We start from the raw sequence: 23,172 nt of genomic DNA, 5'->3' as shown, positions 1-23,172 counted from the left end.
ATTTTCAGCGTTGAAATACCCACTAGAATATAGGTGTAAGCTAATTTCCTGTGATCCCAAAAATAGAACATAAGTTAATGTTCAGCCCTTGTTCAGTTACCTTGTTTTATTCTGGATATACAAAGCAGGAGGTGGCTTATGAACAAATTTACATGTCTTATCACAAGTGTGATTTTATTAACCCAATCAATAGGTTTTGCTAAAGGGATAGTTTCCGAGAATTTACGATATGATGCTTCACCATATCATGAAGGTGAAAATTATTATGGTGATGAGATAGAGCAGGGGGAATTAGCGCAATTATTGGCTCCTATCGCTTTGTATCCAGACACTTTACTTACTCATATTTTGATTGCATCAACTTATCCTTTAGAAGTAGTACATGCGAATCGCTGGTTATCGAATCACTCTGAGTACTCACAAAAGAAAATTTCCAACAAACTCAAAAACAAAGAATGGGATGAAAGTGTCAAAGTCTTAGTAAGTTTTCCTAGTGTATTAAAGCGTTTAAACGATGATTTAACTTGGACACAAAAAATTGGTGATGCTTTTTTATTAGATGAAGCTCGAGTATTAGACAGTATTCAGCAACTTAGAAGACAAGCGCGCGCATCGGGTAGTTTAGATAATATGTCAAACATGACAGTTAGTTATGATCAAAATAATATTGTGATAGAGCCTGTTGAGCAAAAAGTTATTTATGTGCCTTATTACGATACTCGCATTGTTTATGGTCATTGGGGGTGGGCACACTATCCACCCATATATTGGCATATACCAAGTCATATCTATGTAAGACATTATTCATATAGTCGATATCGTCCTTTTTATTGGCATAAAGCAGTTCACATTTCAGCTCACTTTTATTTTGGTGCATTTCATTGGCACAAGAAACACGTTGTTATAACGCCATATCCAAAAAGAATTCACTATCCAGATTACAGTAGAGTAAAGGTGGTAAAAAGTTCAGGTTCAAAACGCTGGCATCATAAGCCATCACATAGAAGAGGTGTGAAATATGCTCACTCTAGTGTTAAGCATAAATATCATCCAAGAAGCCGAATTACAAAAGTTAGACCTCATCATGGTCATATTAAGGCTAAATTGAACAAACCTCATAAAGGCCTTAACAAAACAGTTCACAATACAAAGAAAGAGAATCTAGCAAATAAAAAAAAGGTGAAATATTCGAGAGCGCATAAGCAGCATACTAAAAAACAGGTAAAGTATATAACGCAAAAAAAAGAAATGGTTGCTCAAAATAAGCAGAAAAAAACTAAGCAGTTCCAGCAGCGTACTATTCATAAGCCCAATCATACGGCTTCAAAGCCCATACATAATAAGGTAAAACACAAAACCTATACGGCATATAACAAAACAAAAACACGTTCAAAAACAAGAGAAAAGTGAGTAAATATAGTCATTTGTAGCTAAACTGTTTGAAAAGCTAATTACTTGAAAAACTTATGACTGAGCTAACTGTTTTTATAGGTAAATTTGTGCGAGAGCATAGTTTACCTAAACACTATTTTACTTTGATAAAACTTCACTTTATTCCGTTTTGTGAAGAGATATATCAATTAGCAAATAATAAAAATAACTTACCATTTTTTGTCGGAGTGAATGGTTGCCAAGGGTCAGGAAAAACTACATTAAGTCAGTTTATGAAAAGGTATTTGTTTTTTAAATACCAAACTCGAGTGGTAGCTACGTCTTTAGATGATTTTTATTTAAGCAAGAATGAGCGTAAGCAATTAGCAGTAAACGTTCATCCATTATTTGAAACGAGGGGGGTACCAGGAACACATGATACGGTTTTATTTTCAAAAACATTAGTTTTGCTCAATAAGAATAATGCAGTAAATGAACCTTTTAAAATTCCTAGGTTTGATAAAGCAACTGATGAACCTTGTGGTGTGAATCAATGGAAAGTAATTAACGAACCCGTGGATATTGTAATAGTTGAGGGCTGGTGCTGGGGAGTCAACGCGCAACCAAGTGAAAAACTTTCTAAAGCAGTCAACTCGCTTGAACTAGAAGAGGACTCCCAAAGTTTATGGCGCCAAGCAGTCAATCGTTTTTTAAAGCAACAATATCAACCACTGTATTCAGCAATGAATTACTGGCTATATATCAAAGCACCAAGTTTTGAACATGTCTTTCAATGGCGATTAGAGCAAGAAAGAAAGTTGATTTTTAAAACTAAAAAAAGTGCTAAAACGTGCTTACCTAAAGAGATTATGAATGAAACTCAAGTTGCGAGATTCATATTGTTTTTTCAGCGATTAACAGAACATGCATTTATGACAATGCCAACAGAAGCCGATAAGGTTTTTGAGCTTGATTGTAATAGAAATATATTATCTGATAGATAATACAAAGATATATTATTTTGAGCTGTATATTGGAGGGAAATAAGATTGATTATGTTGGCAATACCATGGTATTACCAACATAGCTAAATTAATTAAGCGCGAGCTTCTTTAGCTTCTAAAGTACAAGATTTTTCTTCTTCGATTAATCCTGCTTCAACAGCGTCAATTGCGCGTTGGTCGTGCTTGTTTGGTGGACAACCACAAGTATGTTCACTTACATTGTGTAAACGAGCTTGTTCTAAGTGCCACTGTGCTACTTTAATATGTTGATCAACATTCATTTTACTTCTCCAGGTCAATAAATTTTCAAGGTTTGGCTACTTATTTCATAAATCAGATAGCCATCCAAGCGTACTGCTAAGATATCGGCATTTTAAATAATATTTAATCTATGTCTAGGAGAAATAGCCTAAAATGACAAAAAAATAGAAATATGTTTAAATATTGGAACTGGTGTGCTTTTTATGTTGATATATTGTAATAACATTTATTGATGCTTGCTAATTTTCAGTTATAGAAGGACAAAGTATGACTAACCCTATCAGTGAGGGGATTAAGCGTTTACGCAATCAACATAAATTAACGCAAACAAGGTTAGCTGAACTTGCTCAAATACCGAGAGCGACACTCGCTAATATGGAAAATGATACTGCCAATCCAAGTATCAGTGTTGTAGTAAAAGTTGCCCAAGCTTTAGGTGTTACCGTTGATGATCTTATTAGCAAACGAAAGTCTGTTCATGTTACACAGATTGATCGGAAAGATATGCGTATCTTAACTTTAGATGATGGAAAATTTTTAAGTACTAAAGCTAGCCCAATAAGCTCACAGAATATTCATATTAATGACATCAGTATGATGCCGGGCTGTTATTGTAAAGGTGTACCTCACCCAGAAGGTAGCCATGAATTATTTTTATGTTTAGAAGGCACTGCAACCGTTGAGGTTGAAGGGGAAAAATATGCTGTAGAATCAGGAAACTTAATTTATTTTCATGGCCACTTACCCCATTGTTACGGTAATGATGGGGCTAAACCTGTGCATGCCATTGCAGTAGTTTACATGACCTAAGTTTTAGAAGGATTACTAATTAAGAGCTTTAGTGAATAATGGCAATTCAATGGTAATAGTTACGCCTTTTGGGGAGTCGTGATTTGAGGCACTAATGTTTCCTTGATGAAAGTGACAAATGAGTCTTGCAATATATAGCCCTAAACCTAAGTGAGGTTCGCTGTGTTTACCTTGAGTACGAATTGAAATCATCGAATCAAACAAACCATTAACCATCGCCTCAGGTAAAGGAATACCATTATTGCTGATTCTTATTTCTATATGGGCTTTATACTTTATAACATCTATTGAAATAAGCTGATCTTCGCTAAAATCTACGGCATTATTGATCACTTTATCAAGTAATTGAACAATATGCTCAGGAGAGCCATTGATGCTTAACGGTTCATTATCATCTGTTTTAATGAAGTTAAGCTTAAAATTCACGCCTTTGTACACTTCTTGATAACCTAAAGTACAACCAGCAATGACTTGCTTTATGTTAAATACAGATTTCTCCGTGTTCGTTAAAATTTGTTCTAACCTTGTAGCTTCACTCATGTTGGTTAAAATCTGGTTTAAGGTATTAATTCCTGTTTGAGCTCGTTCAATGTATAACTGACTTGAATTGTTATTGTCATTTTGTTGTTGAAATTTTAGGTTCTCTAGTGATGTTTTTACTACAGCGATGGGCGTACGTAATTCATGTGATAACCGTGAAGACATATTCTCTAAGTAATGATTATATTGCTTTAAACGTTCAATTGCCCGAGAGAAACTTCTAGAGAGATCTCCAATTTCGTCATTAGTATAAGAAGTGACAATATCGCCTGTAATTCGACCATGCTCATCAATGGCCATTTCTGCTTGGTTACTTAATGCTCGAATACGAGATGTAATGCGTGAGGCAAATAATAAGAAAGTTAGGGCGCCTAAAATCATAATTGCTAGAATGACACTAAATAACTTTTCTAGCGCTTGGTTTCTTAGTGTTCGGATGCCATTTGTTGTTTCTTCAACAATAACAGCACCTTTTACATCACCCTCAATAAAAATAGGGTAGGCCGCGGATAGAACCAGTGCTTGTTGATCTGTCGTTAAACGCCATTGTGAAGTGGCTTTTCCTGACAATGCCTTGACGATATGTTTCCCTGTTAAGTTTTGAGCATCATATAATTTGTCGATAAAATTTGTCGGTGGTTTAGTTAATATCTTGTAGTATAAAGGTAACAATACTTTTGATTTAAATTGTTGCCATAGACTGTTGTCATTGAGATCGTTTGGTAAACGGTTGCTCTGCCAAAACCCTCCTGCTGTTTTTAATGAACCAGCACTTGCCAGTACTCTGTGGTGGTGATCTATCACCCAAATACTTGAGTTTGTATGACTCATTCCGTTTACAATTCTTTCTATTTCGGGAGAGGGTACTAGTATAGTGCCTAAACTTGCTAAATTTTCGGGGTTTGCAGAGCCAATAGTGCTCAATACATTACCATTTTCTTCATCGACATCAGCAATAGCAAAAGCTATCTTGTCGCCAATATCCGTTAGGGGCAACCTAAGTTCAATATTATTGCCTTGATTAGTCGGTAACCAATGACCTTGAATTTTAGGGGCGGGGATTAATGATTCAGTAGCTTGTCCATCAATTGTGCTTTCTTCAATTACTTCAAATGCCGATAGCCAGCCAGCTTTTTTATTACTGATGATAAAGCGTTTAAATTGTTCGTCTTCATTAATAAATGACAGTAATAAATGATCATTTTTAACTATACTACGGGCATTTTCTCCCCTAAAAGTGGTGCTGTTATCTATGACACTAAAGAATAAATAGAGATATTTGTCATATTTACCTACACTTGCACTGAAACTAATTGATGGCTGTAATAATTCGTTATTGGCGTCATTTTTTATCAAATGTTTATCTGTATAGTAAAATGTTCCATGCTCAAACTTTGGCCAATCTTGTTTAAGGCCATCTAATTGAATAGGCTCATTTAATTGATATCCATATAAATCTTTACCTTTTTCCACACTCGGCAAAAAACTGGCTTGATTCTCAAATAACTTTGGACGTTCATGAAGGGCAGTAGCAAGGGCACGGGCAGTACCAACAATGGTTTGTTCTTGTCCATAGCGTAAATATTTTTCCATTTCCCAAACATATTGGTAACCAAACCAAGGAATTACGAACAAAAAACTAGAAAGAAGTAATAATTTGCCACGTAAACCAAAGCGAATACCACGAAACAACATACTAATTTGCTACCCAGCGATAACCCATACCATAAACAGTTTCGATACAGTCAAAATGTTTATCTATTAAAGCAAACTTCTTTCTAATACGCTTGATGTGAGACGTTATTGTACTGTCATCAACAAATATTTTTGAATCAGTCATTAATTGGTTTCTGTTTTTTACATGACCTGGATGTTTTGCTAAAGCGTGCACAAGCCAAAACTCCGTAATTGTTAAATCAATAGGCTGTTTTAACCAGCTGATAGACATACGTTGACTGTCAATTGATAATTCGCCGCAGTTTAAAATATGATCATTATTAATGGGTTTTTTAAGCGCATCTTGACGCCTAAATAATGCAGATATTCGAGCAGTGAGATGGGGTAAACTAATATCTTTAGTGAGGTAATCATCTGCGCCAATTCTCAGGCCCGATACAGTATCAAAATCATTATCTCTAGCGGTTAAGAATATGATAGGTAAAGTCGCAGATAAACTTCTTAAATGCTGACAAAGAATAAAGCCACCATCATAATCATCATTTAATCCAATATCTAATATAACTAGATGAGGAAGTCGCAAGTTAAATGATTGTGTCGCATCTTCACGATTAGCAAAAGTTTGAACCTGATAACCTTGATTACGTAAAACATCAGCGTAATTTTCTCTAATAGCACATTCATCTTCAACAATCGCAATTCTTTTTGACATAGTTCCTGAACAACCAACCTATATATTGTATCTGTGGACTATAACGAAAAACTTTCGATAGTGCGTCACATTTTTGAAATTGCCATATTCTTGCCACATTTGTTCCCCATATTGCCATTTTTAAAACATTTGAAGAACGGATTGTTGCTGTTTAATAAAGACTGTTCAAACAATTCAATGAAATATCAAACAGAGTAAAAGGAAAAATGATGGAAACATTTCTAAATAAACAAAATGTAGTAGTTGGAATATTGATGGTTAGTTTAATAAATTTACCAGTATATGCAGCTGACAGTAACAATGAAGTAAAGCAACTTTCAAAAGAACAGTTACATAGAGAGAAAGTGAATAATGAAAATATTGGTTTTGGTACTGGTGCTGTAATAGGTGCTGTTGTGGCAGGCCCAATTGGAGCTTTTGTGGCTGGTATTACAGGAACATTAATTGCGAAACATATTAATGTATCGAATGAAGCAGAAAGTTTGGCCATTAGCCTTAATAAAGAAAAAGAAAAAAATAGTATTCAAATATCTCAGTATAAAAGAGAAATGAGACAAATAGAGCAGGAGTTTCAAGATCAATTAGCATCTTTGAATCTTAGCGAGCAAGACCAAAATTATACTCATATTAATAATATTTTAATGAGTTTGCAGTTCTCTACTGGCTCAAGTGAGATAGCTCCACATTACCAAGAGCAAATTGCAGGTGTTGCCGAGCTATTAAATAGTAAACCAGAGATGAAAATAGACCTTTCTGGCTATACCGATATGCTAGGTGAAGAATCGAAAAATCAACTTTTATCGATAGCAAGAGTCAACAGTGTTAAAAATTTGTTAATGGCACAAGGCGTGAAAGAAGAACAAATTGCAACCTTTGCTTTTGGCGAAAAAGCGCCAATAGTTGCTAATAAAAAGCAAGAAAGAAGCTTTTATGATAGAAGAGTCGTTTTAAAAATTCATCAAGAAAACATGCAAACAGCGAAAAGGTAAATTGTAGGATAATTAAACAATTGTACTAATTAAAAAATGGAGGTAGAATAACCAATTCAAAAATATAAGAAAAAAATACGAGGCTGTTTAGAATTTATCAGCTTCGTATTTATTTTTACCGTTTGCATACATTATACCTTAATAAGTTGTTGATAGTATTTATTTTGTGAATGCATAGGAAATTATAATAAGTGGTTTATATAAACTACGAAAAATGCTGTACTAACATAATGAATACATTAATTTTTCTTAACACGAAATTAACGCTTGTATAATTTGTACACGAATGGTATTAATGGACGAAAATAAATATAAGGAGCGGTTATGCCACAAGCAGCAATTCGCCAATACGAAGAAGAAGAAGTATTGCCTGAAGGTGAAATTTCTCAACAAGCGCCCGAAAAGATTGTAGATGAAAGCAGTGTAGAACAAGCACCAGCTAAGATGTCTAGAAAGCAAAGAAAAAAGAATAAAAACCAGAAAGAAGGTGAATACTATCGATATACAATTGATAAGTCAGATCCTGATCCTTGGTTAGTGAAACATCGTTTTAAACTTATTGCTTTTGTTATTTTGTTGGTTGGGGCTATCGCAGGTAACTTTTTTTATGAAAAGCATGTTCTTGATACTCAAACTAGAAGTTATATAGCCGATCCGGTTATTGGTGATTTGTATTACCTTGATTTCCGCTTGATGCAAGATAATTTACGTCCATCTGAAAAATTCAGAATGGCTAAAGTTACCGATATTACTGGCGATGTTGTTACACTGAAATTTAGTAGTTATTTCTACCTACAAGAGCATGAACTAGGTGAAGCAATTCGATACGGACAGTTACGATTTGGTCGTTTCTTCCAAGAAAGAAGGCATGATTACAAAATTACAGAACTTGAATCGATGATCGACTCTGGCGCGATTACCTTAGCACGTCGTCCTGATGGAAACATGCTTGATGGCAACGTTGTTATTCCAGATAAGCAATTCGAAAGTAAGAATAAATTATTTATTCCAGGTAAAAAAGAAAATGCTGCAGGTGAAGAGTTGTTGAAACTTGGTGGCGTAATGAATGATGAGCAAGCTTATAAGCAATTCTCTAATTCAGCTGCGCAAGGCTATGCACCAGGCCAAGTTAATCTTGCACAATTATACTTAACAGGTAAGGGTGTTTCTAAAGATGAAATTGAAGCATTAGCAATTTTAAAACAAGCAGCACTTCAGGCACATGAGCCAGCTGTTTTAAAGTACACAATAATCTGTAAACAAGTAGAAAGTTGTACAGTAGAAGACTTTTACCAAGATCTTGTAAAATCGGGTGTAAATATTAAGTTTTCTAAAGCAGCCACTGCACCTAAATAATTACATAACTAATTCGTTTCAAAAAAGCACTTAAAGTAATTTAAGTGCTTTTTTTTATATATAATTCCTCACGCAAACTCCTTAGTTTAATCCAAGTTTCTTCTTAAACCCGTTACTGCAAGCATGTACTTTACTGCTTATCTTTTTTTTATTTAACCTTAATAAAAATAACTCTCATTAAGTGTTGTGTTTGCGATTGATAATGATTATCATTCGTTACAAATTTATAACATGTAACAAATAATATGAAATTCAACAATATAATTACTTCAATGATACTGTGGAGTTTGACCGGTGTAAGTACTGCTCAGGAACTGACCTTAGAAAAACAATTAGAAATACAGCAGAAGAAACTACAAGAAATTGAGCAAAAGCTTGCTTCTTTACAAAATTCAAAGCAAAACACGACTTCTAAATCTGATGTTAATTCAGCTAAAAATTGGCATATAAATTCTTATGGCAGCATTTTATATAAAAGTGAAGAGGTTTTTAGGAATATTCAGGATACTTCGCCAGAAAGACGAGCGAAAACTGATGTTGAACGTGTTGTGTTTGAATATGTTTATGACATTGATGATAAATGGCAGGTGGAAGCAGAAATTGAATATGAGCATGGTGGAACCGGTGCAGCTCTCGAATATGACGGCTTTGAAGAATTTGGTGAATTTGAGTCAGAAATTGAAGCTGGTGGTGAAATTATTGTTGAAAAGCTACAAGTTAAATATGTAGTTAACTCATATGTTACTGCAAAAATGGGCAGGATATTTGTACCTGTTGGCTTAGGAACTGACAACCATAAGCCACAAGAATATTTTTCTACTGAGCGTCATTGGAGTGAAGCAAGCTTAATACCTCAGGTTTGGCATGAAACAGGGTTAAATTTAATATCTAAATGGCAAGACTTTACATTACAGACACTAGTGACGACAGGGCTAAATTCTGAGTATTTTCGTACATATAATTGGGTTGCAACAGGTCATCAAAAACGATTTGAACAAGTAAATTCTGATGATCTGGCACTCACACTACGACTAGACTACGGCAATGTGAAAATCGGTAGATATGCTGGTGTAAGTTTTTATACCGGTGATACCACAGGTAATCGTAATAATAGTAACAAAGTATCTGGTGATGGTAACTTAACCATTATTGGACTTCATGGTTCATACCAATTAGATGACTGGTTAATTAGAGGTCAGTATCTCTTCGGTAAACTTAATGACAGTGAAGAAATAACCAATGCTAATAAAACAACACCTGGACTTAAACCCGGTAACTTTTCTCAGCTAGGCAGTGAAGCAGAATCATCATTTGTCGAATTAGCCTATAACAGCCAAAACCTTTTCAATTTATCTTCACCACTTTATGTTTTTGGCCTTTATGAACATGCTAATCCTATCAAAGAAGTTGAACAAGGAAATCCTACTTCGCGCTTTGATATTCAAGAATTTTCATTTGGGCTCAACTATTTACCAAATAATAACTTAGTGTTTAAAGCACAAGTATCTGAACAAGCTTATGTTCAACAAAACCTTGAAAACACGAGAAGCTTTAGTTTTTCGATGGGCTATTACTTTTCAATTTAAAAACAATCATCACTACTTTTCTAAAAGGAATATTTAATGAAATTTAACAAATCAATACTCGCAGTTGCTGTTTCAGCTATGTTCATCACCAGTTGTGGTAGCAGTAGCTCTTCTAATGAAACCGTTGTTGAGCCTGAGCCATCTGGCTTTGCCTTTGAAGCGACAGAGTTAATTACTAATTTAACAAACGATATCATTGTCTTAGGTTATCAATCACTTAACGATAAAGCTGAAACATTTTTGTTGAGCACACAAAACTTAGTCAATACGCCAACGGCTGAGAATTTAGCTGTGGCTCAACAAGCGTGGAAAGATGTACGTGTTCCATGGGAGCAAGGGGAAGCACACATTTTTGGCCCTGTTGATGCGTTATCTATAGATCCGCATTTAGATACTTGGCCTTTAAATACTAGTGATTTAGAAGAGTTGCTTGCTACTCAGACTAGTTTTTCAGCTGATGAGTTAAGCAGTTGGAATGATGATGTGCAAGGTTTTCATACCATGGAATTTTTATTATTCGGCGATGGTGTTATTGATAATAACAAAACCATTGATGAAATGACGGCACTTGAAAGGGAATATTTAGCAGCGTCAGCTGAAGTATTTAAAAAGCATACTCAAACACTATTTGATGCATGGACTGTTACTAATGATCCAAATATTGAAAACTCTCCAGCTTATAAAGACTTACTTTTAACTCCTGATAATGAAGTTTATTCTTCTCAGTTAGGTGTTATCGAAGAATTAATAAATGGCATGATCGGTATTGTTGATGAGGTGGGTAATGGAAAGATTGCTGAACCATATGGTACAAGTGTAGAGACTAGTGATACTTCAAAAGTAGAGTCGCAATATAGTTGGAATTCATTAACAGACTTCACTGATAACATTCAAGGTGTCCAAAATGTATATCGTGGTGAATTCCCAAACCAGGCAGATAAAACAGGTCTAATCGATTTTGTAAATGCAGCCGATGCTGAATTAGCAACAAGAGTCGATAATGAAATTGTCGATGCAATTACGAAAATAAGAGCAATAGCTGGTGATAATAACTTACCTTTTAGACAAGCGATTACCGATGTAGAAGCTCGTACAAGAATTCAAAGCGCGATTGACGCGTTAACTACTCTTCAAACTTCCCTTGAAAGTGATGTGCTTACATTATTACAAGATTGGCAACAATAATTTTATCAGAATATGAGGTAGAAATAGATGTGTTCTGCCTCTCTTTTATCAATACGATAGCTAATTAACTACTATCTAATGTCCTGGAATTTTAAATGAAAAAGTCAATTATTCCCAAAGCTTACCATTTTAAGATGGTGAGTTTCTTTGTGAGTTTAGCTGTTTTGTCTGGTTGTAACTCGAGTGATTCTCAAGATAAAAAAGCAGATGAGTTAGTTGAGTATACTCATATTGTTAATTTAGGTGGTGATGCCTCTGCCATAGGAGCTAGTGACTCTGGTCATGGCTTTTCAACACCTATGCCTAATCTAACCGAAAGTGAACTTGCACAACACCTTTCTGGCGATGCATTTTTTGAAACTTCATTCACTACAGCGCCTAATGAAGAACACCCTGAACTAGATGGCTTAGGACCTGTTTTTAATAATCAAGACTGTAATTCATGTCATCAAAGAGATGGGCGCTCATCAACTATTACAGTACCGGTAGATAAAGAAAACGTTTTACTTGGTGCTGAAGCTGGTATTTTCTTGCGTATGAGTATAGAAAATGGTTTATGTGATTATCCAACAATGGAAAATAATTATTGTAAAAATAAGCCAGTCCCTGATTTTGGTACGCAATTATTTCACCGTGGTGTATTAAAAGCCCGTGAAGACTGGCAAGAAAACCCTTTCATTGGTCAAGCAAATGTTTACTTGTCTTATGAATATTCAACGGTTGTTTATCCCGATGGTAGTGAGGTGGTATTGAAAAAGCCACTTTTTGACATCCAGAAACCCTATGATGTGCAAAGTGAAAATCGTAATGACAGTGCAATTTTACAAAGCGATGTCAGGTATAGTCCTCGAAACGGTATGCCCATATTTGGCTTAGGCCTTTTAGAGTTAATTCCTGAAGCAGCTATCTTAGCTTTAGCAGATGAAGATGATGAGAATAATGACAATATTTCAGGTAGAGCAAACTGGGTATTTGACTCTGTTAAGGCACAACAAGGAGACACAAGCCCTGTATCACTAGGACGCTTTGGTTGGAAAGCGAGTACACCAAGTGTTCGTGTTCAATCTCTAGGCGCATTAAGAGGGGATATGGGTATTACAAATCCACTTTTTCCACAAGAGAGTGTGGCAAATACCTTACTACATGAAAACTATCTTGCCAGAACAGGTTTCGTTGATACGGGTAGTGATGAAAATGGTGAAACTGAAGCTAATCAGCAATTTTCAGATGATGTTGTTTTCTATGCCGAAACCTTAGCTGTTCCTCAACGAAGAAATGTTGAAGATGTTGAGGTGGTTCAAGGTGCTCAGCTTTTTGATAAAGTCAATTGTACAGGGTGTCACCAACCGAGCTTTATTACTTCAAGTGGCCAAGTAACCATCGGTGGTGTAGACGCGCCCGAGGGCTTAAAAAATCAAACCATTTACCCGTTTACTGACATGTTACTTCACGATTTAGGGGAAGGGCTAGCAGATAACAGAAGAGACTTTATGGCCTCAGGTGTTGAATGGAAAACACGACCTTTATGGGGAATAGGGCTAACCAAAACAGTTAACCCCGCTGCAGGTTTTTTACATGATGGTAGAGCCGCTAGCATTGAAGAAGCAATACTCTGGCATGGCGGTGAAGCTGAGACAAGTAAGCATGACTTTATGCAGTTAGTACAGACTGAACGAGCTGCGTTAATTGCTTTTGTGATGTCTTTGTAAGCAGAAACGTCATTAGCTAATAAAAATCGCCATGCTCAAGAGTGTGGCTTTTTATCAGTGGAAAGTGCTGATATTACTCAACAATTCGCTTAAAAGGTGGTAATGAATCTAAAAGCTGTTTACCGTAACGTTTAGTGACCGCACGTTTGTCTAGTAAGACAATTTGCCCTGAATCTTTTTCATTTCTGAGCAAACGCCCACATGCTTGTACCAACTTTTTCGAGGTATCAGGTACGGACAATGTCATAAAGGGATTTCCACCTTTGGCTGTAACATGTTCGGCTTGAGCTTGCTCTACTGGTGAAGTAGGTACAGAAAAGGGTAGTTTGGTAATTATTAAATTGGTTAAATACTTCCCTGGCAAATCAAGACCCTCAGAAAAGCTTTGTGTACCAAAAATAATGCTGTCTTTATCTTTATCGCAATTACTTTTATGTTTGTCGATTATATATTGTCTTGAATCCTCACCTTGAACTAACAGTGTTAATTGGTGCTCGTCTCTTAAGCTTTTGGCGACTTTTTCCATTTGCCAATAAGAGGAAAATAAAACTAAGCTTGAACGGTGTTTATTTGATTTTTTTAATAGTGTTGGGATCTTTTTGATTAATTCATCGGTAAAATCTGGCGAGTTGGGTTCATTGTCCATTTTTGCAATAATTAACTCTGCATTATTTTGATAATCAAAGGGGGAATTTACGTGCTGATATTGACTACCATCATCGTTGCGTAAGCCTGCTTGATAACGAAAATGATCAAAAGAATTTAGTGCCATGAGCGTTGCAGAACACAATACTGCACCAGCACATTGACTCCAGAGCATGTCTTCAAGAGCAAAGCCAACATCTATAGGGGATGCACACATCATATAATCTTGTCGTTTTCTTTTATCATTAGCCGATAGGTTTTCTAACCAACGAGCCATAGGAGCGCCATTTTCGCTATCCGTTTTGGCATACATAGCCCATAATGCTTCTAAGTTTTCTAAACGTTGTATTAAAAAACCGGCTTCAGCAAGCAGTGGCTCAGCGAGGTACATTTGAGTATCACCATCTTTAACCGCTTCAATTAAACTATTGTAAAGTTTATTTAAACTGTTAAGGCTTTTCTTACTTAGTTCTTTAATATCGTGTGACCAATTTTTAAGTGTTTTTGGAATAATGCCGTTTTCAAAACGGTACACTTGTTCATCATCTTTCTTGAAGTTTATTTGTCCTTCTTCATGCCTTGCAGGAAAATAGCTTGCACTATTGTTTTCAACAAAGGTGAGTACCTTTTGCATTTCTATCAGTAAATCTTGGCAATCATCAGCGAGTTTTAAAGCAGGAGAAATAGCTTTTTGCGACTTGATGAGCTTTGCCATTTTATCGCCGACTTCTGTAACCTTTTTCAGCCAATCAATAGCACCTTTTAAGGTGATATTAGCACTTGAGTGGTCACGCGTTACTTTGGGGAGGTGATGGGCCTCATCTATTACATAGTAGGTATCTTCTGGGGTTGAGAGGATTCTGCCTCCACCAAGTTCAAGATCAGCAAGCAATAAGCCATGATTGACGACCAATACATTTGCTTGTTCCATTGTCTCCCTAGCTTTGTGAAACGGGCAATGACTATGCTCAGATAAATGTTTCAAACAGCTATGTTTATCACTTTGAACTTGATGCCATATATGATGGGGTAAGGCTGATTCCCATGAATCAATATCTCCTTGCCAACTACCATCTAAGAGGGCTTTATGCATTGCATTTAAGGTGCGTATATCACTTGCTTTTGGCTTTTCAGCAAAGGTGAAACCCGCCTGTGGTGAATCTGTGCTCACAGCTTGTGCTAACTTTTGACGACATACATATCGTTGTCTTCCTTTGGCTAGTACAAAGTCGAAATTAAGACCTGCATGCCTTTTTAAGAAGGGTAGATCTTTATTAACTAATTGCTCTTGGAGGGCAACTGTTGCAGTAGATATACATACTTTTCTGCTTTGAGCTAAAGCGAGTGGGATGGTGCTTAAACAGTAGGCTAAAGATTTACCTGTGCCTGTTCCCGCCTCAATAGTAATAATTTTTCTGTCTTTTGAGTATTCGCCAGCCAAGGTTTTTGCTATCTCTGCAACTAATAAGTTTTGCTGTTTTCGCGGCATATAATTTGGCAAATTTTCACCAATCGCTTTATGTGCTTGGCGTATGGTTTGTTTTAACTTATCTGTTAGCATGAGTTGGCTATTTCCATCGAAAGTAGAATACAGTACACTGCTGTATATATTAACAGGTTTTTTAGGTCTGACCTAGAAATGTTAACGATAAATCATGACTCAATTAACTAAAAGACAAAGTAAGTGACCAATCAACTTTTACAATGTGGATTTGTGCTCTCTAGAAGTGCTTTCGATGTAAACAACAAGTTGCAAATTAATGTATGGGTTAAAACTGCAACAAGCGTGGCAAAACTCATCATAGAAGATGAACTTGCTTTATTGTTTGTTGAAGTCGATTTACTTGATGATGCCTTATTTTTATTGCAAGAAAACCATATTTTGGTTGCCCAGCGTAAAGTACTTGCGTTAAAGGCGTTTAATCAGAATCAGGTAGCAGGTATTTATTTTCATTCTTTAAATAATTTCTATCTTGCAAGAGATTTACTTAAATCGAAAAGCATAAAATGCTATGAAGATGATATAAGGCCAGAAGAGCGCTTTTTAATGGAGCGCTTTATTACCGCTGATTTAGCGTTCACCGGTCAGTTACAAAAGAATAAGCAGTATAATTTATTTACTCAGGTGAAGTGTAAGAAAGCGGATAAAACAGCTGATAGCTTTTTATCTATGCTTTCAATCGATATTGAGTGTTCAATGGAGGGGGAGCTTTTCTCAATAGGCTTGTTTTCTTTATCAACTCAACATCAATCTGTTGATAATAAAGATTATAAAAAAGTTTTTATGATTGGTCAGCCACAAACTTGTGATGAAGATTATATTGTTTGGCTAGAAGATGAAGCGAGTTTATTAAAGCACTTTATCAATGAAATTAAACATGTTGACCCTGATATCATCATTGGTTGGAATGTTATTAATTTTGACTTTAGGGTGTTACAAAAACGCTGCGATCACTTATCTATTCCTTTTGTTATGGGAAGAGACAATTCTAAGGTCAGATGGCGTAATCAAAACAATGAACAATACTATATATCTGTTGCTGGTAGGGTGATTCTTGATGGTATTGATTTACTCAAAACGGCTACCTACAGCTTTCCAAGCTTTTCCTTAGATTATGTTGCTAATACGTTATTGGGTATGTCTAAAAAAGTTAGTGATGTGGATAATAGAGTCCAGGAAATCATTGATAATTTTCATCATGATAAAATAGCCCTAGCAAAATATAACTTAGAAGACTGTCGATTAGTCTCGCTAATATTTTCTCAAGAGCAGCTGTTAGCATTTGCTCAGTTAAGAGCACAATTGACAGGGCTTTCTATAGATCGTGTTGGTGGTTCAGTTGCCGCCTTCACCAACCTATACCTGCCTAAATTACATCGTAGTGGCTATATTGCACCGAATATGGGCGATGGTAATTCTGAGTTGGTTTCACCGGGTGGTTTTGTTATGGATTCAATCCCCGGGTTATACAATAACGTACTGGTATTAGATTTTAAGTCCCTATATCCCAGTATTATTCGTACCTTTAAAATAGATCCTATGGGACTCATTGAAGGCTTACTTGAGCAAAATGAAGCTAACTCTCAAGCAATTCCTGCCTATGATGATGCGTATTTTTCACGCAAAATGCATTTTCTGCCTGACATCATAACTTCACTTTGGCGAGAGCGAGATAAAGCCAAAAAAGAAGGTAATGCCATTTTATCTCAAGCGATAAAAATCATCATGAATAGCTTTTATGGGGTTTTAGGCTCTACAGGCTGTCGATTTTTTGATCCGCGTTTGTCAGGGGCGATTACTAAACGTGGTCATGACATTCTAAAAATGACTAAACAATGGATACATGAGCAAGGATACCAAGTAATATATGGTGATACTGATTCGATTTTTGTTCATATTAAGGACAGCACTAAAGCTGAAAGCTTAGCACTAGGTCAAGAATTGCAGGGCTTTATTAATGATAGATGGCATCAGCATATTGAAGAAAGTTATAACTTATCGTGTGATCTGGAAATTGAGTTTGAGACACATTTTAGTAAATTTTTTATGCCAACAATTAGAGGTAGTGAATTAGGGACTAAAAAGCGTTATGCCGGTATGATCATTAATGATATAGGCCAACATAATCTAGTTTTTAAAGGGCTAGAAAGTGTAAGAACAGACTGGACTCAATTGGCTAAAGAGTTTCAACAAGCACTTTATTATAAAGTTTTTCATGATGAAGATGTCGAGGAGTATATCAGAGAGACGGTTAGCAAAACCTTAGCAGGGGAATATGATGAAAAGTTACTCTATCGAAAGCGCATCAGACGAAAACTATCTTCCTATGTTAAGAATGTACCGCCTCATGTTAAAGCTGCACGTTTAGCCGATAAACATAATGCACAACAAGGAAAGCCATTAAGGTATCAAGGAAAAGGTTGGATTGAATATTATATTACTCTCAATGGACCTCAAGTAAAAGAGCAGTTAAATACTACGCTTGATTATCAGTTTTATATAGATAGGCAACTTTGTGCAGTTGCTGATGCTATCCTGCCATTTATTAATAAAAACTTTCATCAAATAACTACCAGACAGTTAGGCTTATTTTAACTTTATGTAAGATATCACGTGCATCATTTGTCAATTCACGGTATAAACTAACAATAAACGTTTAGATGGCTAGATAGCTGCATTTTAAATTTAAACTTTACACACCGTGTTAATACCACATGAGTGACAAAAGGTAGAATAAATGAAACAAGAAACGAAAATAGTTACTGCAGGACGCAATGATAAATGGACGAAAGGTGTGGTTAACCCATCAGTAACCAGAGCATCAACTGTTGTCTTTAATAGCGTTGATGAAATGAATCATGCTGTCGCCAATAGATTTAATGACACTATGGTATATGGTCGTCGAGGTACAACAACCGCATTTGCTTTTAGTGATGCCATGACCTCTTTAGAAGGTGGGGCAGGTTGTGCCTTGTATCCATCAGGTACTGCGGCCATCACCAATGCAATTCTTGCTTTTGTTAAATCAGGTGATCATATTCTCATGGTTGATACTGCTTATGAACCAACACGTGATTATTGCGATAAAATATTGGCCAATATGGGAGTGACGACCACTTATTATGACCCATTAATTGGGGCAGATATTGAAAGTTTAATACAAGAAAATACACGCATTGTCTTTTTAGAATCGCCAGGCTCTATTACGATGGAAGTGCAGGATGTCCCCACTATTAGCCATATTGCACATCAACATAATTGTATTGTCATGCTTGATAATACTTGGGGAGCAGGTATTAACTTTAAGCCGTTTGATTATGGTGTTGATATTAGCATTCAAGCGGCGACTAAATATATTGTTGGGCACTCAGATGTAATGTTAGGTACTGCAACAGCCACCGAGAAATATTGGCCACAGCTTAGAGATAACAGCTATTTAATGGGACAATGTACTTCACCTGATGATTTATATTTAGCCTTGCGTGGAATTCGTACACTTGGCGTACGCTTAAAGCAGCATCAAGAAAATGCAATGAAAGTGGCTACATGGTTAGCAGATCGTCCTGAAGTGGAAACTATTTTACACCCGGCGTTTGAGTCATGCCCAGGCCATGAGTTCTTTAAACGAGACTTTAATGGTTCGAATGGCTTATTTTCATTTGTGTTAAATCGTGGTGATAAGCAAACAATAAAGCCATTTTTAGATGGTTTATCGCATTTTAAGATGGGTTATTCATGGGGCGGTTTTGAAAGTTTAATTTTAGGTATTGCAAATGTCGGCTCATTAAGAAGTGCAACAACATGGCAAGCTGAGCACCCTCTAATTAGAGTACATATAGGCTTAGAAAACGCGGATGATTTAATTGAAGATTTAGAAAAAGCTTTTGCACGTTTGAATAATGCGGTTGCGCAATAGCTTTGTTGTTTCACCCTGTTTTAATAGTATCAGGGTGAAACATTTTATTGTTTTTTATTAATAACGTAAGTTACTGAGTTATGTTGATATGATTACTTTAGTGACTGTGTTCACTGTTTGTTAATTTTACTACATAGAACAAACAGTCATTTTTAGCTCGATTAACATCAGTAGTTGCTTTAAATAACTTCAAATTATGTCTACAAACTAACTGATTATCCCTTGTATAGAAGTAATCGTTTATTACATCTTCACCACTTTTATTCAGTAATTGTAAGTTATCTAATCCATTACAGTCTACCCAACCTAACATTTCATCTTGATGGGCACTGCCATAGTTAAAAAACTCAATATTTTCTTTCAATGTTACGCCTCTATAGCCTTCATCGTGAGCAGCGTAGGATAGCTTAATATTTGTTTTGAGTTGCAAACGAAGAGGTCTATATATTACATCGACAGATTTTTCTTGATGAATATAGCCAATGTTTTCACAATGCGTAACATGGTTGATGCCAGCATAAGCGACTTCATGTGCCTGTTCATCTTTTCGACCGCCACACTCAACGGTAATAAAAGGACAATCAAACTCTTGCTCCATAATCGAACCAATATGCAAGTCTGATAAGATTAATGTTTGGCAAAAGAATGAGGCTAAAGATAAAGTATCTGTAGTAATTACCGAGCTAACACCAAACGTAGGACCTGGACTTGACGAATTATGAAGGTCAATAATCATTTCGGGGTTTACTTCACGAATCGCATTTTCTATTAAACCAGCACGCTGGCAATAGCCTTTTTGAAGTTCTGTATGACACTCTGTATCACAAGCTTTACCAAAACAGCGATTAATGTCCATGCCACCTTCAGTATATCGAGTACTGAATAATGGGTGCTCTGCAGCGGCTTCTACAGAACAAATAATAAAGCGAATATTCGTTTGTGGAAGCTCATCTTCGTCACGAGTAGTTAACCAGCGATGCATAGCTATTAAACCTGAAGGTTCATCGCCTTGCATCAAAGTGATAAATACTCGACTTTTACTGGTATCCTTGCCAGTAACATCAATAACGGTGGGTCCTGTCATTGATAGTAAAAACTGTACATAGTCAGCATGTAGTTCTTGCCACTGTGGATCTTTTAAATAAATGATTTCGCTAAAATCTATATCCATCGTCTTGCCTAATTAGTTTGTCAATATTTGTTGCTATGCGCTATGCGCTATGTGCGTATCCTGTGCTAATAGCTAGCATGACTAAGTCTTTATAAAAAGTTTTTGATTAAGGTCAACAAACTGAAGTTATTCATTTATTTCTTCAAAATTATGTTTTTAGATCATGTTTTTATACTTTTAAATAGCTTTTTAGGTAAAATGAATTTATTCAAAACTATACTTTGAGAGGCTCAGCCATGTCAGATGAAACAATTTTCTCTAAAATAATACGTCAAGAAATACCAACCCCATTGCTTTATCAAGATGATTTAGTGACTGCATTTCGCGATATATCTCCTCGTGTTGAAACACATATTCTTATTGTACCCAATAAGTTAATCCCAACAATTAATGATGTTACTGAACATGATGAGTTGACATTAGGTCGTATGATAACTGTGGCAAAACGATTAGCTAAAGAAGAAGGTATTGATGAAGATGGCTACCGATTAATTATTAATTGTAATGAACATGGTGGTCAGGAAGTATTTCACATACATATGCACCTATTGGGTGGTCAACCATTGGGCTCTATGCTAAATGTTTAATTTTCTACATATCGTTTTGTCTAAAATGCGATAAGTGGATGGAATGATACGATTAAAGGCAATGACTTATATTTTTACTAGCTCATACTTACCTATGTAATAGTTAAATGGATATATTGAGTGAACTGGAAAGAATTTTTAGAAGATAGAACACGACTTTTTTGGTTTGTACATTCAGCAGGCTGGTTTGGGTTTGCTTTGGTACACTACCTAGGGTCATTATTACATGACCTACGTGATATCTTTGTAGTGATTATATTTTTAAATGCTTACGCTGGTTGGTTATTCACCGTTCCGCTTCGTTATATATATCGCCGTGTCTGGAATTTCTCTCCGATTAAAATTGCTTTAGTTGTTATCATTTCATCTTATGTCACAGGTGTATTGTGGCAAATTGTTAAAAATATTAATTATTGGGAGATTTATAAGCACGGTTATAAACCAGATTTTCTCTTAATGTATACTCAATCGAGTTTATGGTCTTTTTACATTGTATTAAGTTGGAGCTGTTTATATTTTGGTACTAAGTATTATCAAATGCTGCAAGTTGAAAAACAAAATGTTCTGAAAGCAAATACCGTTGCTCATCAAGCACAATTAAAAATGTTAAGGTATCAACTTAATCCTCACTTTTTATTTAATACCCTTAATGCTATCTCAACGTTAATTCTAGTTAAGGAAAATAAAACAGCCAATAGTATGGTGACAAAGCTCAGCGAATTTTTACGATATTCTCTAGATAAAGATCCGATGAAAAAAGTACCATTAGAAAGTGAAATTCAAGCACTAGAATTGTACTTGGCCATCGAAAAAGTACGCTTTGAAGATAGATTAACGGTAACCTTTAATATCGATGAAGCATGCCAAAAAGCGCTTGTACCTAGTATGATATTGCAACCACTTGCGGAAAATGCCATTAAATATGCAGTGGCAGTACAAGAGCAGGGGGGGGAAATAGCAATTACAGTGTCACAATTTGCTAATGATCTGTTAATTGAAGTAGCTGATAACGGCCCCGGCGCAGAAATAGTTAATGGAAATTTACATCGAGAAAGCGGTGTAGGTTTAGTTAACACGAAAGAGCGACTGCAAGCCCTATATAATAAAAAATATTCTTTAGTTGTCTCCCATAATAAGCCTTCAGGTGTTAAAGTTAATATTCGTATGCCGTTTGAATTAACTTAGTAAAGGAAATATGCATGTTGTTATCAACCATTATTGTTGATGATGAGCCCCTTGCTCGAAAAGGATTGGCTGTTCGTTTACAAGAGCACCCAGAAATAGATTTAATTACCCAGTGCTCAAATGGACGTGAAGCGATAGAAGCTATCAGAGCATATCAAGTTGATTTGATGTTTTTAGATATTCAAATGCCTGGATTGAATGGCTTTGAAGTACTTGAAAGTATCATTGATCAAGGTTTGAAAATGCCCGTTGTTGTCTTTGTTACCGCTTTTGATCAATATGCCATTAAAGCATTTGATGTTCATGCCCTAGATTACATAATGAAGCCTGCCGATGAAGAAAGACTTGCACAAACTATTGATAAAATAAAACTACATTTTCAAGGCTCAACTGATAGAGCACATAAAACAAAGCTCGTTAAGCTGGTTAGTGACGTTACTGGCAATGATTACCAGCAAATTTTATCTGAACTAGCGAATAATCAAGAATTGAGTATGTCGAATTATTCAGATATTTTGCCGATTAAAGATGGTGGTGAAGTCAGTCGAGTACCTGTTAAAGATATTCTATGGATTGATGCTGCAGGTGATTATATGTGTGTTCATGCGCTAGATACATCTAAAAATGAAACAACTCACATTCTACGTAAGACAATGAAAGAGCTTGAAGAAGCTCTTGATCCAAAGCAATTTATAAGAAATCACCGCTCAACTATTGTTAATAAAGCGTTTATTGATAAGTTTTGTAGCCAGGTTAATGGTGAATACTTTTTAGTGATGAAAAATAGTAAAGAGTTAAAAGTAAGTAGAAGTTACAAAGATAAAGTGAAACAGGCCATAAATAGTTAAATAGCCTGTTAAAAAAGAAATATAAAATTAAAGTGTGTTGTCCTGATATAGGTTGACACTTTTTTTCTAAAACGCCTGATGAATTTCATCAGGCGTTTTGTATTTTAAGGCCATATGAG

The 23,172-nt window shown here is 35.7% G+C and carries 18 protein-coding genes; 13 read left to right on the top strand and 5 right to left on the bottom strand.

Translation table 11 applies throughout. From position 1 onward, the window contains the following. Window positions 1-138: 138 nt before the first annotated feature. Entirely contained in the window at window positions 139-1,410 is a 1,272-nt protein-coding gene (locus tag EPA86_RS07715) for a DUF3300 domain-containing protein (RefSeq protein ID WP_140602856.1), read from the top strand. A 56-nt stretch (window positions 1,411-1,466) separates the two neighbouring features. Beyond that, on the top strand, window positions 1,467-2,375 hold the full coding sequence (locus EPA86_RS07710) for a kinase (protein ID WP_246058306.1): 909 nt from the start codon (window positions 1,467-1,469) through the stop codon (window positions 2,373-2,375). Window positions 2,376-2,467: 92 nt separating this feature from the next. On the opposite strand, the gene EPA86_RS07705 is transcribed toward EPA86_RS07710, so the two are convergent. Continuing rightward, window positions 2,468-2,656 (bottom strand): hypothetical protein, encoded by a 189-nt coding sequence (locus EPA86_RS07705; protein ID WP_118958777.1) that lies wholly within the window; start codon window positions 2,654-2,656, stop codon window positions 2,468-2,470. Window positions 2,657-2,903: 247 nt separating this feature from the next. On the opposite strand from EPA86_RS07705, the gene EPA86_RS07700 reads away from it, so the two are divergent. Beyond that, a complete protein-coding gene (locus tag EPA86_RS07700; protein ID WP_140602855.1) occupies window positions 2,904-3,446 on the top strand; it encodes an XRE family transcriptional regulator in 543 nt (180 codons plus the stop codon). Between the two features lie 15 nt (window positions 3,447-3,461). Here EPA86_RS07700 and pdsS read toward each other — a convergent pair whose 3' ends face one another. Both pdsS and pdsR read right to left on the bottom strand, forming a co-directional pair. Then, window positions 3,462-5,681: a proteobacterial dedicated sortase system histidine kinase gene (pdsS, locus tag EPA86_RS07695; protein ID WP_140602854.1), complete on the bottom strand. Its 2,220-nt coding sequence runs from the start codon at window positions 5,679-5,681 to the stop codon at window positions 3,462-3,464. A 1-nt stretch (window position 5,682) separates the two neighbouring features. Further along, a complete protein-coding gene (gene pdsR, locus EPA86_RS07690) occupies window positions 5,683-6,375 on the bottom strand; it encodes a proteobacterial dedicated sortase system response regulator (protein ID WP_140602853.1) in 693 nt (230 codons plus the stop codon). Between the two features lie 209 nt (window positions 6,376-6,584). Between pdsR and pdsO the strand changes: the two genes are divergently transcribed. From pdsO to EPA86_RS07665, 5 genes are all read left to right on the top strand, one after another. Next, window positions 6,585-7,364, top strand: a complete 780-nt coding sequence (gene pdsO, locus EPA86_RS07685) for a sortase-associated OmpA-like protein PdsO (RefSeq protein ID WP_170309594.1) — start codon at window positions 6,585-6,587, stop codon at window positions 7,362-7,364. A 324-nt stretch (window positions 7,365-7,688) separates the two neighbouring features. Beyond that, window positions 7,689-8,720, top strand: coding sequence for a tetratricopeptide repeat protein (locus EPA86_RS07680; protein ID WP_140602851.1), 1,032 nt, complete (start codon window positions 7,689-7,691; stop codon window positions 8,718-8,720). A 245-nt stretch (window positions 8,721-8,965) separates the two neighbouring features. After that, a complete protein-coding gene (locus EPA86_RS07675; protein ID WP_211664915.1) occupies window positions 8,966-10,306 on the top strand; it encodes a hypothetical protein in 1,341 nt (446 codons plus the stop codon). Window positions 10,307-10,342: 36 nt separating this feature from the next. After that, window positions 10,343-11,491, top strand: a complete 1,149-nt coding sequence (locus tag EPA86_RS07670; RefSeq protein WP_140602850.1) for an imelysin family protein — start codon at window positions 10,343-10,345, stop codon at window positions 11,489-11,491. Window positions 11,492-11,586: 95 nt separating this feature from the next. Next, on the top strand, window positions 11,587-13,200 hold the full coding sequence (locus EPA86_RS07665; RefSeq protein ID WP_246058305.1) for a di-heme oxidoredictase family protein: 1,614 nt from the start codon (window positions 11,587-11,589) through the stop codon (window positions 13,198-13,200). Window positions 13,201-13,273: 73 nt separating this feature from the next. Here the strand turns inward: EPA86_RS07665 and dinG are convergent, their stop codons facing one another. Beyond that, window positions 13,274-15,406, bottom strand: coding sequence for an ATP-dependent DNA helicase DinG (gene dinG, locus EPA86_RS07660; RefSeq protein ID WP_140602849.1), 2,133 nt, complete (start codon window positions 15,404-15,406; stop codon window positions 13,274-13,276). Window positions 15,407-15,529: 123 nt separating this feature from the next. Between dinG and EPA86_RS07655 the strand changes: the two genes are divergently transcribed. Further along, the gene (locus EPA86_RS07655) at window positions 15,530-17,941 is read left to right on the top strand and encodes a DNA polymerase II (protein ID WP_140602848.1); all 2,412 of its coding nucleotides are present in this window, start codon (window positions 15,530-15,532) and stop codon (window positions 17,939-17,941) included. Between the two features lie 142 nt (window positions 17,942-18,083). Beyond that, window positions 18,084-19,262: a cystathionine beta-lyase gene (locus EPA86_RS07650; RefSeq protein ID WP_140602847.1), complete on the top strand. Its 1,179-nt coding sequence runs from the start codon at window positions 18,084-18,086 to the stop codon at window positions 19,260-19,262. 97 nt (window positions 19,263-19,359) lie between these two features. Here the strand turns inward: EPA86_RS07650 and EPA86_RS07645 are convergent, their stop codons facing one another. Further along, the gene (locus EPA86_RS07645) at window positions 19,360-20,433 is read right to left on the bottom strand and encodes a M14 family metallopeptidase (RefSeq protein WP_140602846.1); all 1,074 of its coding nucleotides are present in this window, start codon (window positions 20,431-20,433) and stop codon (window positions 19,360-19,362) included. 236 nt (window positions 20,434-20,669) lie between these two features. Here EPA86_RS07645 and EPA86_RS07640 point away from each other — a divergent pair, with 236 nt between their 5' ends. The 3 genes from EPA86_RS07640 to EPA86_RS07630 all read left to right on the top strand — a co-directional run bounded on the left by EPA86_RS07640 (window position 20,670) and on the right by EPA86_RS07630 (window position 23,053). Then, window positions 20,670-21,020, top strand: coding sequence for an HIT domain-containing protein (locus EPA86_RS07640; RefSeq protein ID WP_140602845.1), 351 nt, complete (start codon window positions 20,670-20,672; stop codon window positions 21,018-21,020). Between the two features lie 120 nt (window positions 21,021-21,140). Next, window positions 21,141-22,205, top strand: a complete 1,065-nt coding sequence (locus EPA86_RS07635; protein ID WP_140602844.1) for a sensor histidine kinase — start codon at window positions 21,141-21,143, stop codon at window positions 22,203-22,205. Between the two features lie 14 nt (window positions 22,206-22,219). Further along, a complete protein-coding gene (locus EPA86_RS07630; protein WP_140602843.1) occupies window positions 22,220-23,053 on the top strand; it encodes a LytR/AlgR family response regulator transcription factor in 834 nt (277 codons plus the stop codon). The last annotated feature ends 119 nt before the right edge of the window (window positions 23,054-23,172 follow it).

This window comes from Litorilituus lipolyticus, assembly GCF_006439335.1.
Classification (GTDB): Bacteria; Pseudomonadota; Gammaproteobacteria; order Enterobacterales; family Alteromonadaceae; genus Colwellia; species Colwellia lipolytica.
The sequence above is the reverse complement of the archived record's forward strand: the minus strand, read 5'-3'. Positions and strand labels throughout refer to the sequence as shown.